Below are 14,984 nucleotides of genomic sequence, written 5' to 3'. Positions count from 1 at the left end.
AAATGATTTTTTGTTTACCATGCTAGCCAAACTATACATGCTAATAATGTATGGTTTGGCTTAGTTTGTATAATAAAAGTGCCCATCCAACAATTAGTAGCAAGCCACCTAAAGGAGTAATAGGACCTAAAAACTTCATTTTTTTACCTTTTGCGTCTGATAATACTAAACCATAAATACTGAAGGAAAACAGTATAATTCCAACTACAAAAGCGTAATATATTGCTGAACTAGGTGTTTCAAAATAACTTCCAACGAATAATAAAACGAGTGCATGATACATTTGATATTTTACACCCGTTTCAAATGATTTCAGTTGATCTACGTTTAAAGTTTTTTGTAAAGCATGAGCTCCAAAAGCTCCAAATATCACAGCAAACATTCCAAATAAAGCTGCTGTTATTAATACAATTTGTTGTGTCATGTTTATAATGAATTAAAAAGAGAAACCAATACTTAAAGCTACTCTGTCTTCTTGTGAGTTTCCTTTGAAATAAGAAATATTTGCAGTGAATAAGTCAATTCCGCTTAACCATATAGAACCCCCATAACTAGTATGCCATTTCTTTGAGTTTGGAGAATACGGAGACCATACACGACCGTAATCAAAACCACCAGTAACACCAATTTTTATAGGAATAATTCCTGTACGAATGCGTCCGAAACGTAAACGTAAATCGTTACTATGATAAAAACTTTTGGTTCCAGAAAAACGTTCTCTGTTAAAACCACGTAAATTACGGTCACCACCTAAATTAGCCGCTTGGTAAATTTCAAAACGGTTTCCTACATTAATTTGAGTTCCAACCTCAGAAGCAAAAACTAATGAGCGGTTGAATACTAGGTTTTGATACATAGCCAAAGAGCTTTTAATGTAACCAAAGCGTCTGTCGAAATCTTCAGCATTGGCTTTAGCTCCAATAACCAAATCGAAGTTCATACCTTTGGTAGGAAAACTACTATTGTCTACTCGGTTGTGATTAAAGTTTAATTCACCTCCCCAAAAATAATTAGTATCAAAAATAGCTGTAGGTTGATTGTCAAAATTATTAATAAATCTACCAGGTGTATCTTCAATCTCAATAGCCTCAAAAAGGCCTGAAATTTTAAAGATACTTCCACCTCGTAAGTGCTTTAATAAAGAAGGAGAAAAACTAATTTCTTCTTTTTTAACACGATAATGATCCAAATTGAAACTTTGGTCGTAAATACTTTCATTTCCCCATCCAAAGAAATTAAAGGAATAATTGTCGCTAGTAGCTTTGGCACGTAAGTGTAAGCTCCAATTGCCAATTAACTCTGTAAATTCACCATTGTATTCTAAATCGTAGCCACTAGTTGAAGAATAGTAGTTTGCCGCTAATGTGTGTTGGCTAGCGAAGGGTTGTTTTTTAAAGCCTTGTTGTGTATGTGTAACCGAAGCACCAAAAAAGAAACCGTCATCTGGATTGCTACCTAAGCTCGGATAAACAACAGTAGTGTTGTTGTTAATATCATGCGCATCATAGGTGTTTTTAAAGTAACTATTTGAACGTAAATCCGCAGTTTCTGAACTAGGGTTTATTGTATTTTTCTTTGATTTAAAATCGTAGATTTTAGTCTTCTTTCCCCAACCTACAACAGATGATTTATCAGTGTATACATCGTGATTCTGTCCCCCTATAATTCGCAGTAGAATTCCATTGTGCACATCACCAGAAATTAAAAACTCATCATCTCCATTTAAACCATAAAGTTGTATTTCTTTGGTTTCTTTTGTTTTGAAAACACGGTTATAAATTTCATTATCTTTTCTAAAAACAACAACGCTGGTTTCTTCATCATTTAAACGTTTAATAATGAATTTATCGTCTTTATCTGTACCAACTACATGCACAACTTTGTTTAGTTTGGTGTAATAACGTTTAGCAATTTCTTTTAATTTATCTCTTCGAGCTTTAATTTTAGCAATGGTTTCTTTTCCATCAATATCATAAATAACCTTTGGTAATTGCTGAATTGATTTTTCAATTACTTCATCAGTTAAATGTTGTTGAATGTACTCAGCTTGTTTATTCCATTCATCGAGTGTTAATTCATTTAAAAAAGCAGTATCAAAAAAGCGAGCATAATTGTTGTACCATTTCATGTTTTTGATATCGTTGTCAAAAGTTTGCATATTTCTTACTAAGGGTGCAAACTGTTGAAAAAGCGGAATCATAACTCCATCAAACTTAGAAAAAGGTTGGTCTCTATCTCTTGGAATTGGCCGATAATACTTTTTACCATCTTTGGTTTTAAAAGAAGCCCATCGCCATTGATCTTCATGTCTATCCCAGTCACCAATAACCATATCAAATAAGCGAGAGCGAATTACCCATTCTTGGTCGATAGAGTGCTTACCGTTTTTTCTAATTTTTTCTAACACATCAAATGTGCTAATAATATCGTCTGAATTTCCAAAGTTGTCTAATTCACTACGGTCATCAGCAGGTCGTTCTTCTAACAAGTATAACTGTCCGCCAAAGATGTCGTTATGCTTACCTAAAGCGGGTTGCTTAGGCATGTAGTATAATTTGGGGTTGGTATGGTAAATATTTACGGATTCTGCCATATCAGGAAGAACAAAAGCAGCATATGGGTGCGACATGGTAAAAATATCTTGAACTACATCAACTAAAAAAGTACCTTTTAAAATACCTCCCATAATACGACTTCCATCTTTAACCATTGAGCGTAACACGTATTGTTTACCATCAGGGTTTTCTAATCGTAACGAATTGGTTTGGTTACCACCACCTCTTCTAATAGGGGTTAAGCCTCCAAAAACATTCTCTAACTCCAAAACAGGAACTTTTACTGTTTTTCCGTACTTATCTCTGTTTAAATCTCCCCACATAAATTTATGAAAACCACTAACCTCTGTGGATTCTGGAGGATAAATTGAGGTTTCTACAAATTTCTTATGCTCTTCGTATTCAGGAAAGTTTGAATAGATTTTTGTTTGTTTTGGTTTTACAATTTCTTTACTGAATAAAAGTTTGTGACCATCTGTGGTATTGGCAGCATAGTATTCAATAACAGCTGAACCATCTTTGTAGTAATTTAATTTAGCATATCCATGATTACCATAGGTAAATTGAGCTCCATAACCAACCAAAGCAGCTGATTGCTTTGAACCAGAGCCACTAATTACTTGTTTAAACCCGTTTTGTTCTATGTATTGTAAGTTGTGATCGTGACCAGAAACAAATACAATATTGTCTGTGAAATCATTAGATACTGTTTGTATTTGAGCAACAAAGTCACTATAACTTTTATTAAAAATATCGGTTTGTATACCTACGTGTGAACGTAACGCATTTTTTAAAGTACCTAGAACAGGTAGTGGACTTATGTGATCTTTTACAGAAAAACTTCCTCCATGTGGACCGTTACTATATAATGGATGATGTACAGCAACCACAACATTTTTGTATCTGTTTTTTTTGAAAAGACTAGAAACTTCATGAATAAAACGTTCACGAGTTTTAATGTCGCAGTTATCGTTCATTTTTGGCTCTTTGTTCCAATTCATAATAAACCAACGACTATCAATAAGAATTAAAGTAAGGTCATCGTTAATTTTTACTTTGTCTAGTCCACAACCACCTTCAGGTAAAAAGGAGTTTTTACCTAAAGCTTTTTCAACCAATCGCTCCTGCTCTTTTAAGCCATCAACACCATTATACCAGTCGTGATTTCCAGGAATAAAAATTGTATTTCCTTTAAAGTCTTTCAGAGCATCAATTTGTGTTTGTAAACGATGCTCTGCCAAGGCTCTATCTTTGTGTTCTTTACTTGGTATTCCGTAAGGGTAAATATTGTCTCCTAAAAATAAGGTAGTCGAATTTTTAGAAGCTTTGGCTAACTCTTTTTGAAAATAAGTTAGGGTAGGAGTTGTTTGTCCCATTTCGGCATTACCAGCATCTCCAATTAAATAAAAGGAGTGTAACAATTCTTTATTTGTTTGAATTGTTTTTGGAGAAGTCTTATCTGCGTATTTAGCTTTATAGGATGCACAACCACTAACTACAACAATTATAGTTAGATACATGCAAAACTTGGTTAAGTTCATGTTTTGTTTTTTGGTTATGTAAAAATAAGGCTTTTTAGGGTAAAACTACTGTTTTAATAAATACTGATAATCTTCAGGAGTATCAATGTCTAGTAAGTTTAGAGAGGAGTTCACTTTAATAACATTGTTGTTATGTTGTAATAGAAAATTTTTAGCTCCTTTATCACCTTTTAAGTTTAGTAATTTATTAAAATATTCTTTTGGAAATACGGCAGGAACTCCAACACTTCCTTGATAATTGGAAGTAATTATTTTAGAAGGATTTTTTTTTGAAACTTTAATTAAGGAGTTTAAATACTCTGAAGTAACATGAGGCTGATCGGCTAGCATTATTAGAGCATTATCAAAGTTATGTTCTTGTAAAAACTCAATACCCTTTATAATGCTAGTACTTAAACCATCTTGGTGTTTTGGATTATATATTGTTATAATAGCATTTGTTGTAAGTTTCTTTTCAATGGCGTCTTTATTAGCCCCCAATACGCAAAATACATTTTTTATTACTGATTTTTGAGCTTGTTCAATAGTCCATTCAAGTAACGTAGTGTTTTTATAAGGAAGCAGTTGCTTTATCTTTCCCATTCGAGAAGCACTTCCAGCAGCTAATATGAGAATTGCTGTTTTTAGCATCTAATTATTCATGGATTCGTCCAGTAATCTTTTTTAGAGAGAAAACTTCTTTGTTACGAATTACGGATAGTATTTCTGCTAAGATTGATAAAGCAATTTCTTCTGGGGTTTCTGCTCCAATATTTAATCCAGCAGGAGTATGAATTTTATCTAAAAATTCATCAGTAATATCGGGTGAAAATTCAAACAGTTCGTTAAATAGTTTTTCTCGTCGTTTAGCAGCACCTAAAATACCTATATAAATAGGATTTTGTTCTTGTAACTTAATCAACCAACGTAAATCGTAAGTGAAATTATGATTCATAATAACAATAGCAGTATTGTTATTTACTTGAGAAAGTTGAATTAATTCTGGAGTTTGTGCAACTACCGATTTAGCTCCGGGAAAATCAGATAGTTCTTTTGGATCTTTAATAGAAGTAACAACATCAACTTCCCATCCTAATTGAGTCGCTTGCATACATAGTTTCACAGCATCATGCTCACCACCAATAATAAGTAAACGAAATAGTGGTTGTAATGTTTGTTTAAAATTAGCTAACTGACCTGTTTTTTCAGGATAAAACTCTTTATTGAAAGAGTAGGTTTGTTGATTGTTAAATTGAATTACAGAGCCAAAATTACCATAAGATTCATCTTCTTTTTGAAAATAAGATATGATGTTATACGGTTTTCTTTGAATGTTGTTTTCTGAGAAAGCATGAATAAATTCGGAAGAAAGATTAAAAGGTTCTAAAAGAACATATAATGTTCCCTCGCAACCTAAACGATAACGACCATCATAGGTTATTACATTAGGTTTGTTGTTTTCAAAAACCGATTGAGCTCTACGTTGTACTTCTTTTTCAACACAGCCTCCGCTAATGGCTCCAATTATTTTTCCGTCTGAAGATAGTAACATTCTAACTCCTGGTTTTCTGTAAGAAGAACCATCTAAATCTACAACCGTTGCTAATACATTTTGTATGCCTTGTTGTTGGTTAATAGTAGCCTGTTGTATTATTTCTTTAAGTTCGTGTGTCATTTCGTGTAAAAAAACTCTTTTAAAAGTACGCTTTTTTATCACTTTATTAAAAATTTATACTGGTTAATAATTTATTATTTTAGCAAAAACCTTTTTCATGAATAGTTTGATACAAGAAACAGAGCAGTTTGTAATTGATTTGCTGAGTGAGAAATTAGATAAAAACTTTGTATATCATAATATAGCTCACACTCAACGAGTGGTTGAAAAATCACTTGAGTTAATTGAAGGAGAAAATTTTTCAGAAGAACAAATACAAGTTTTAACACTAGCAGGGTGGTTTCATGATGTTGGATATACTGTTAATCCTGAAAACCATGAAGAAGAAAGTATAAAAATAGCAACAGGTTTTTTACAAAGTAAAGAAGCATCAGAAGGTGTTATAGACGAAGTTTCTAAGTTGATAACTTCAACGAAAATGGGAGCTAAACCTGTAACTGAGTTAGAAAAGGTTTTAAAAGACGCTGATTGCTCTCATGTAGGAAGTAAAAATTATAGTGATTTTAATGAGTTACTGCGAAAGGAAAGGGAGTTAGTATGTGGTAAAAAAATAAAAACGGTTGAATGGGATGATTCTAATCTTGAATTTTTAACAAAGCATCGTTTTTACACTAGTAAAGCTTCTAAACTTTGGGAGAAGCAAAAGAGTAAAAACATAGCGCAACTTTTAAAGAGAAAACAAAAAGAAGTACAAGAAGCAGCTAAACTAAAACAGAAAAAAGAAGAGTTAGCGTACAAGAAAAATAAAATAGAGCTACCAGAAAGGGGGATAGAAACGATGTTTCGCGTAGCGATGCGTAATCACATAACATTAAGTGATATTGCCGATACAAAAGCAAATATCTTACTCTCGGTAAATGCAATTATTATTTCAATGACCTTGTCTACTTTGCTTCCTAAGTTAGATAATCCGTCAAATTATTACCTAATTATTCCTACGATAATTTTTGTGGTTTTTACAGTGATTTCAATAGTCTTATCAGTTTTAGCAACCAGACCAAATGTTACGGAAGGAAAATTTACAAAAGAAGATGTAACCAATAAAAAAGTTAATTTATTATTCTTCGGAAATTTTCATCAAATGAAGTTGCCAGATTTTGATTGGGCTATGAGCGAAATGATGAAAGACCGTGATTATTTATACGGTTCTCTTACCAAAGATTTATATTTCTTAGGATTGGTTTTAAATAGAAAATATAAGTTATTACGAATTACGTATACCGTTTTTATGATTGGTATTTTAGTAAGTGTAATATCGTTTGCAATTGCATTTTATATGCAAGAACAAGCCTCGAAAGTAGGAGAGGTAGTTTCAGTGTTATTGTAATAATTACTATTTGAACTCCTGAATGAGCTCATCGATAGTCATTGTTTTTTGGGTATCAAAGTCTTTGTGGTAAATAACTTCTACACGTAAAGCTTTTAATCCAGAAACTCCTTGTAGGTCTTCAACTTCTAATTTTTCTACTTTACCTAATAATTTTTTAGATTGAAGGTATTTAATGTATTTATTGTACTCATCAGCATCTTTATCTTGAGAATATACAATTGCTATTTTACCAGGAACAGTTAGTCGCTCTTCTGTTCCTTTTATATGAGCTTTGTCAATACGTTTTTTTATGATTTCGTATCTAATATTATAAGCGCCATCAACGTCAAACTGCTTTTCATCCATTCTGAATTTTATGGCTAATGGATTACTGTGAACTAAAATTAAAGAAGCAACTCTAAGCTTGTGTTCCATTTTTTCAGCAGCTTTTAAGGCAATGTTTTCCATTTCACACATTACTTGTAATTGCCATAACCTAAGGTTGTACAAGTATAGATCGTCATATTTTTTCTCTTTTGTTAATGACTGTCCTATATACATGTTGTACTCAACACCATCAGTTTTATAACGTTCAAAATAATGAGGGAACATTTGTTGTGCTTCTTCTTGTCTGGCATCAATAAAAGAAGCCAACTTATCGTTTAGTAAAGTAACACTGTCTTCATAGGCTTTACGTTTTTCGTATACTACTTGTAAATTAGGGTCTAAACGATTGATATATGATTCTACCAAGGAACTTAAATCATTATTAACCATTTTTATATGATTAAAGACAGGGTAGATTTCGCGTTTCAAAAAGTCTAAAATGGCTATTTCATCACCAGCTTTCAATCCTTTTTTTACTTCAGATAAATATTCTTCAACTCTAAATCTTAATTCTTTATAAATTGGTAGGCTTTCAACTTTGCAGGCTTCTAACAAAACAGAAATAGCTAAAGAAAGTTGAGTATTTAAATCTTCTTTAATTGCATTATTCCTTGCAGTAGATGAATCTTTAATATCTGATTGACCATACAAAGGATGGACGTCAGGGAAAATAATATCTTCAATTTTAACATTTTCCTTGGCTTCATATGACTCTCTATGGAGTCTTTCGGCAGCCTCATAAAAACGCCATTTTACCGTTGGATGAATTGAGGTATAGTTTTCTTGAATTGTAGCTTCAAGTATGTTTTGATGTTCTTCTGAGAAACGATCAACCGCTATTTTAAACAACGGAATTAAGTTTTGTAGTTTATTTTGATTAATCGAGTTTAGCTCAAAAGGTCTTGGTGAAGCAAGCTCAATAATGGCTAAGCTGTTTTTAGCTGAAGCTAGTATGGGGACTAAAATAATACTACCAATATTTCTGTTTTTTAATCGCTGGTAAAAGTTTTTGTTTTCAGTTTTTTTACCATACTTTTCTACATCAGAAATAGCAAGAGACTCGTTGTTTATGAAGAGTTTTTCTAAAAGATAATTACAGAAAATACAATCGCAAGAAACATCTTTTTCATAGTTTAAAACTAGACTTTCTTCTTTGTTAATATGCGAAGAAGAAAAATTGTTAGAGTCTGTTTCAAAAATGGAAAACCCTAAAGACAAATCATTTATTCCAAAGAATCTACGAAATATTTCTTGTAGCGTATGAACTAAGTCATCATCTTTTTTTATGAGACTAGTTCTTATTTCTGAAATCATTTCATCGGTTGTAACATCGAATAAGTTCATGATTCCGAAGCCCTTAAAAATATAGGATTCAGGAGGGAATTTTTCTTTCCAAACGTCAATATCGTCAAAGTTGTCAAGTAAAAACTTAATGTCTTCTTCAGTTATTTTTGGAGCATTTTCGGTTGGATAAATCTCCATAAAGTCAGCATTAAATGCTGCACGATATTTTTTTATAGTGTTGGTCGTTTTATCTGGAATATCGAAATAAAAGGGACGTTTTATATCAATAGAGTAGTTGTATACGTCAGTTAAAATGATACTACAGGCATACTTGTACATTAAATCACTTTCAAAATGACGAACTTTTAATTCGTAGTCATCTCCAGCATTTTGTAAAATTTTTTCAAATCGACTAGTGAATTTAAAAGATGTAAAAGTAAACGGAATACTAACCGCTTTAATTTCATTTTCTAATAGTAATTCAGGAAATAATGGTTCTAGTAGTAACTCTATAGTATCCTTGTGTTTTTCTAATAAAGATTCATCAGAAAAACCATCAATCAACTCAGGAGCTTTTTCTGTTTCTCGAACTATATTTATTGAAGATTGATGGTATGGATGTTCTTTAAACTCTTCATCCGCATATTTTTGAAATAAAGCAACAATCTTTTCAAAACTTATTTTAAGTTTAAAAGGAAGTTCTATATTCTGAATGTCTCTAGTTCGTCTTATGTTCATAAAGCAAGAAAATGAATCAATACAAATTTACGAAATTACTAACTAAAGAGTCGTTTTTAGTTGTACTCCCTTTCAAAAAATCAAGAATAATCTTTACGTTATGTTTAAAAATTAAAATCTGAAATTAAAATCTCGAATTTTACCTTTTTTTCCAAGGCTATTAAATTTCCAGCTAAAACCTAACATAAAATATTGTTGTAGTACTGTACTTTCAGAATCTTCAATGTAGTTTGAGGTAGCTCTACGTCTTGCATTGGTATTTTGATTTAATAAATCATAAGCTTTCAAACTAATAGTACCTTGATCTTTTAATACAGAGTAGGCTAGGGTAGCGTTCCAAAACCAAGCAGCTTTGTTAAATCCAATTACATTTGGATTGTATGTATAGCGGATATCATTTCGCCATTCTAATTTCTTCGGAATGTTTGTTTTGGTTCTGATGTCAACAGAATGCCTAGTGAAATTTCTGTTTTGTGTAGTGTTTATATCATATTTTGTGTTTGAAAAATCGATATCGTAACTACCTTCAATTGAAGCAATTTTATCCCATTCTAAAGTAGCTCTAAATACAGGACTAAGTGAAGTTGTTTTAGCGCCTTCTTTTATTTCATTTAAAATATTGAAGTTTTTATCTGTTCTAATGTGTGCACCAGCTCTAAGTTGAAGACTTACAATAGAATCTAATTTTATTTTTTTGCTATAGCTACCACCCCCTACAAAATCATAACCACCGTTTGTGTTTTCGTAGGTAGTATTTCTTACTAAGTCATCATCAATAGATGTATTAGTGATTACTTGGTCATTGTATAGACTACCTCTCATATAAACCCAAAAACCAGTTCGTGCTTGCCAATTAAATTTATTAAAATTGATATAAGCCGTATGATTTTGAGTAGGTTTTAGGTTGGGATTACCTGTAATAATATTAGATGGATTAGTTACGTCAGAAAAAGGCTGTATTTGATTGATATTAGGTGCGTTATTACTTAAACGATAATCAAAATAAATAGATGCTTTAGAGTCAAATCGATATCTAAAACTAGAGTTAAGGTCTAAGTTGTTGTAGTCTTTTTGTAAACTTAATTTAGGACGTAATTGATCGTTGTTTTCTAAGGTTCTGTTTACAAAACCAGTTTCGAAATTAAAACGCCATTTTTTTGTCTTATAGACTAACTCTACTGAAGGGGTTTTAGTAATGTCGTTATAAGTAAAGTCAGAGCTTAAGTCAGTATTAAAGTTACTGTATTGTTGTGTTACGTCGTCAAAATCAAAGGTGTTTTCTTTGTTTTCTCGTTCATCACGTTGGTAGCGGTATTTTGCATCTAAAAAGAATTTATTCGCAACTAAAGGGAAACGATATACGAATCGTGTAGTAATTCCCGTTAGGTTGTTTTCAATAGAGCTTTTTTGATCTCTAACTTCTGTACTCGGAGAAGTACCAAAAACTTCAATAGTAGATTTGTTAATTTCTTCTGTATCTGCTTTATCAATTCGGTTGGTAATCGAGGCTTTTATAAAGGAACCTTTGTTTCCCATCTTTTTTGTAATGTCTAATCTGTTTTCAAAGTTATTAGCTTCAGATGTCGCATAAGCTGTACTTATGTAGTTATTTGTAAGTGTATTATTTTCATCTAAAGATTCTTCTTGCCTACGACTACTACCTTCACGTTTATTAAAAACGAAAGTAGGTCTAATGTTAATCAATAAAGTAGAGTCTATTTCAATGTCAAACTCAGTGTCAAAACTATGATTGTGGTTTTCATCATCAGAAGAAGTAGTAGAATTTGAAAAGTATTTTCTATCAGGTAGTGTGTATTCTCTATTGCTTTTTGATTCATTATTAGAAGTACTTCCAGAGTAAAAATAATTAGCATTTACATCTAATCCCTTACCAAATTCATCAGCATAGGTTGCTCCTGCAGTCTTCGATTTTATAATTCCGCTTCCACCACCAAATCGTCTTCCGTTAATACTAAAACCTCCGTTTCCTCCAATCCAAATATTACCACCGCCACCAAACATTTTTTGAATTTCTCCAAAACTGAATCCAGGTGAGTTAATATTATTAGTACTGGCTAATACGCTAAATCGTTGGTTGTTGTCAAAACGATTCACCATTGCGGCACCTTCAAAGCGTTTATCGGTTCCTACACCACCAGATACTCTACCAAACCAACCTTTGTTATTTTCTTTTTTTATAGTTAAGTTAATGGTTTTGTTATTGGCATCTCCATTTTCACCTGTAAAAGCTTCCGATTTAGATTTTGTATCAGTTATTTGAACTTTTTCAATAATATCTTTTGTTAAGTTTTTAGTGGTAATACTAGGATCATTACCAAAGAAAGGTTTTCCGTTAACCAAAATCTTATTAACTTCTTTTCCGTTTACGGTAATTTTACCATCTTCATCTACTTCAACACCAGGAAGTTTCTTTAAAAGATCTTCAACGTTAGCATCTTTTTTAGTTTTAAAAGATTTAACATTAAATTCTAAAGTGTCTTTTTTTACTGTAATGGGAGCTCTAGATTGAATAACAACTTCACTCAGGATATTACTTTCTTCTTTTAATGAAATAGTTCCTAAATTTAAAGAAGAAGACTTGTCAAGTTGAATTTGTTTTGAATAGCTGTCCATTCCCACATACGAAATAAACAGTTTTACATTCTTATCGTATGATTTTCCTTCTAAAGAAAATCTCCCTTTATCATTTGTGATAGTATAGGTAATAATAGTACTATCTTTAACTCTTTCAAGATGAACTGTGGCAGCGTCAATAGGTGTTTTTTCTTTTTCGGAGTTAATAGTACCAGTAATTTTAAACGGATAAGATTGAGCAAAAATTGAACTGGTAAGTGATAAGGAAAAAATAAAAAGTAGTTTTTTCATTGTTTGTAGCAAAATGATTTTCAAAGAGCTACAAATAAAAAGAAAAAACTACTTTCTGATAGTTAAATATTGTTAAATTTATTTCTGCCTGAAATAAATACTAATAGGCACTCCATTAAAGTTATAATGTTCGCGTAATTGATTTTCAATATAACGTTTGTAAGGATCTCTAATATACTGTGGTAAATTAGCAAAAAAGGCAAACTGTGGTGTATGCGTAGGTAACTGCATACAGTATTTAATTTTGATAAATTTACCTTTTGTAGCTGGAGGTGGATTATGCTCCATAATCTCCAACATCGTTTCGTTTAATTTACTAGTTTGAATACGGCGTTTTCTGTTATCAAAAACATCAACAGCAGTTTCAATAGCTTTAAAAATACGTTGTTTAGTTAACGCAGAAATAAAGATAATTGGTACATCGGTAAATGGAGCAATTGCTTGACGAACTTTAGCCTCAAAATCGCGCATGGTGTTGGTTTCTTTTTCAACCAAATCCCATTTATTAACTAAAATAACAATTCCCTTACGGTTTTTCTCTGCTAACCAGAATATTTTTTCATCTTGACCTTCAAATCCACGAGTAGCATCGATAACTAATACCGCAACATCACAATGTTCAACAGCACGAACAGCACGCATTACCGAATAGAATTCTAAATCTTCTTTTACTTTCGATTTTTTTCTGATCCCTGCTGTATCAACCAAGTTGAATTCAAATCCGAAACGATTATATTTAGTATCGATAGAATCGCGAGTGGTTCCCGCAATATTAGTTACGATATTTCTGTCTTCGCCAATTAAAGCATTGATAAATGATGATTTTCCTGCATTAGGACGTCCAACAACAGCAAAACGAGGTAATTCGTCTTGTTTTTCTTCATCTTCTTCAGGTTCAGGAATTTCTTCCGCAATAGCGTCTAATAACTCTCCTGTTCCGCTTCCATTAATAGAAGAAATAGTGTAGTAATCTCCTAAACCAAGGTTGTAAAACTCAACAGCATCAGCATCACGCATTGCATTGTCAACTTTATTAACCGCCATAAATAGTGGTTTTTCAACCTGACGTAAAATTTTAGCAACTTCAGCATCCATAGGGGTAATTCCTTGCTCAACATCAACTACAAAAACAATAATATCAGCTTCGTCAATAGCTAGCTGAACTTGTTTACGTATTTCTCCTTCAAAAATATCATCAGAACCAATTACATACCCACCAGTATCAATTACAGAAAACTCCTTTCCATTCCATTCAGATTTTCCATAATGTCTATCTCTAGTAACTCCACTAACAGAGTCAACAATAGCTTCACGACGTTTTACTAGTCGGTTAAATAAGGTAGATTTTCCTACGTTAGGTCTTCCTACAATCGCAATAATACTCATTTTGCAAAAAAATTTGTGCAAAGATACAATTTCGGAAATGATTTATAATGAATTTTAGATAGTATATAGTTTTTGCTATATTGTTGGCGTTTAATATTTTATTTTAATGGATGATAAATTATACAACCAGATTTTTTTAAAACCTAGATTTCAGTTAGAATATGAGATGAATTCTCAGGTTTTATTGGAAGAAATTAAGAAGCATTTAAACGATGTTTCTAAGTATAAAATGAAGGTTGTAGATAACCATGTAGTTATTGATGTACCCGAAAAAGAGTCGCATTTATGGTCGCCACAACTGCATATTGAAATAGAAGAAACTTCTGAAAGCACTTCGCACATTAAAGGATTGTTTGGTCCGAAACCTCAAGTGTGGACTTTCTTCATGTTTTTACACTTTTTGGTGGGTACTGCATTTGTAATTTTTGGAATCGTTGCTTATAGCAATTGGTCATTAAAACAAATTAGTATGTTGCCCATAGTAATGTTGGTTGTATTGCCTATTGTTTGGGTAGCACTTTATTTAGTGGGGAGCCTAGGAAAATCAACCGGAAAAAAACAAATGGATGAACTAAAAGAGTACACCAAAGAATTGTTACGAACAATTAAAGAGCGTTGATCTTTGATGCCTGATTCAATAGAAAATACTTAAGAAAAGTATTAAGAGAGTTTCATTAAGTTATAGGAAGCCAATCTAAATTTTCTTCAAAAACTTTTCTCCATTGAGTTTTTATTTGTGAAGGAGTTTTTCTTATATACTCTTCTGCTAAGGAGGATTTACTTTTATTAAGATCTTTTAAATACTCTAATCTATCAGTAGGTTTAATATTAACTTTAATATTATTTATTTCATACTTAAATTTAACTCCTAAATTAGTCCAAATAACAGCGTCAAATTCTTTTAGTATAATCCATTTTTTTATACTTTCTTTAAACTCAAAATTATTAGGGGTGAAAGTATTGTTCTTTTTATTATAGTACCCAATAGCGCTTTGTTTGCTACCTTCTCTTATCGCTAAGTTTAAAATGGCTTCATCCAATTTATCGTGATTAGACAAAGTGTAAAGGGTTTGCACAAGATTAGCTTCTTTATCAATAACAAGGGTAAGTCTTCCGTTTTTAGATATTCTAGAAAACTCGATTGGTAATTTAGGTCCATCTTCTTTCCAACCAAATTTTTTATCATAAAATAAGCTCTTGGGTTGCCAGATTAAAGAACCCCAGCCTAATATTGCTATTTTCAT

The 14,984-nt window shown here is 31.9% G+C and carries 10 protein-coding genes; 2 read left to right on the top strand and 8 right to left on the bottom strand.

Annotation, left to right across the window (positions count from 1 at the left end; all coding sequences use genetic code 11):
* Positions 1 to 40: 40 nt before the first annotated feature.
* The 4 genes from Q0663_RS11040 to Q0663_RS11025 all read right to left on the bottom strand — a co-directional run bounded on the left by Q0663_RS11040 (position 41) and on the right by Q0663_RS11025 (position 5,750).
* Complete coding sequence (locus tag Q0663_RS11040) at positions 41 to 424, bottom strand: DUF423 domain-containing protein (protein WP_299010936.1); 384 nt, start codon at positions 422 to 424, stop codon at positions 41 to 43.
* Between the two features lie 12 nt (positions 425 to 436).
* Positions 437 to 4,075 (bottom strand): metallophosphoesterase, encoded by a 3,639-nt coding sequence (locus Q0663_RS11035; RefSeq protein WP_299010934.1) that lies wholly within the window; start codon positions 4,073 to 4,075, stop codon positions 437 to 439.
* Positions 4,076 to 4,141: 66 nt separating this feature from the next.
* Entirely contained in the window at positions 4,142 to 4,726 is a 585-nt protein-coding gene (locus Q0663_RS11030; protein WP_299010931.1) for a nucleotidyltransferase family protein, read from the bottom strand.
* A gap of 4 nt (positions 4,727 to 4,730) precedes the next feature.
* Complete coding sequence (locus Q0663_RS11025; RefSeq protein WP_299010928.1) at positions 4,731 to 5,750, bottom strand: XdhC family protein; 1,020 nt, start codon at positions 5,748 to 5,750, stop codon at positions 4,731 to 4,733.
* Between the two features lie 97 nt (positions 5,751 to 5,847).
* Between Q0663_RS11025 and Q0663_RS11020 the strand changes: the two genes are divergently transcribed.
* Complete coding sequence (locus Q0663_RS11020; RefSeq protein WP_299010925.1) at positions 5,848 to 7,077, top strand: Pycsar system effector family protein; 1,230 nt, start codon at positions 5,848 to 5,850, stop codon at positions 7,075 to 7,077.
* Positions 7,078 to 7,083: 6 nt separating this feature from the next.
* Here the strand turns inward: Q0663_RS11020 and Q0663_RS11015 are convergent, their stop codons facing one another.
* The 3 genes from Q0663_RS11015 to der form a co-directional block, all read right to left on the bottom strand.
* Positions 7,084 to 9,468, bottom strand: a complete 2,385-nt coding sequence (locus Q0663_RS11015) for a GAF domain-containing protein (RefSeq protein ID WP_299010922.1) — start codon at positions 9,466 to 9,468, stop codon at positions 7,084 to 7,086.
* A 111-nt stretch (positions 9,469 to 9,579) separates the two neighbouring features.
* Complete coding sequence (locus Q0663_RS11010; RefSeq protein ID WP_299010919.1) at positions 9,580 to 12,354, bottom strand: outer membrane beta-barrel protein; 2,775 nt, start codon at positions 12,352 to 12,354, stop codon at positions 9,580 to 9,582.
* Positions 12,355 to 12,432: 78 nt separating this feature from the next.
* The gene (gene der, locus Q0663_RS11005) at positions 12,433 to 13,740 is read right to left on the bottom strand and encodes a ribosome biogenesis GTPase Der (RefSeq protein WP_299010916.1); all 1,308 of its coding nucleotides are present in this window, start codon (positions 13,738 to 13,740) and stop codon (positions 12,433 to 12,435) included.
* Between the two features lie 106 nt (positions 13,741 to 13,846).
* Here der and Q0663_RS11000 point away from each other — a divergent pair, with 106 nt between their 5' ends.
* On the top strand, positions 13,847 to 14,359 hold the full coding sequence (locus Q0663_RS11000) for a GTP-binding protein (protein ID WP_299010913.1): 513 nt from the start codon (positions 13,847 to 13,849) through the stop codon (positions 14,357 to 14,359).
* Between the two features lie 55 nt (positions 14,360 to 14,414).
* Here the strand turns inward: Q0663_RS11000 and Q0663_RS10995 are convergent, their stop codons facing one another.
* On the bottom strand, positions 14,415 to 14,984 hold the full coding sequence (locus tag Q0663_RS10995) for a hypothetical protein (RefSeq protein WP_299010910.1): 570 nt from the start codon (positions 14,982 to 14,984) through the stop codon (positions 14,415 to 14,417).

The sequence above is a fragment of the uncultured Tenacibaculum sp. genome (assembly GCF_947504135.1).
Taxonomy (GTDB): Bacteria; Bacteroidota; Bacteroidia; order Flavobacteriales; family Flavobacteriaceae; genus Polaribacter.
This window is presented reverse-complemented; position numbering and strand designations above follow the sequence as displayed.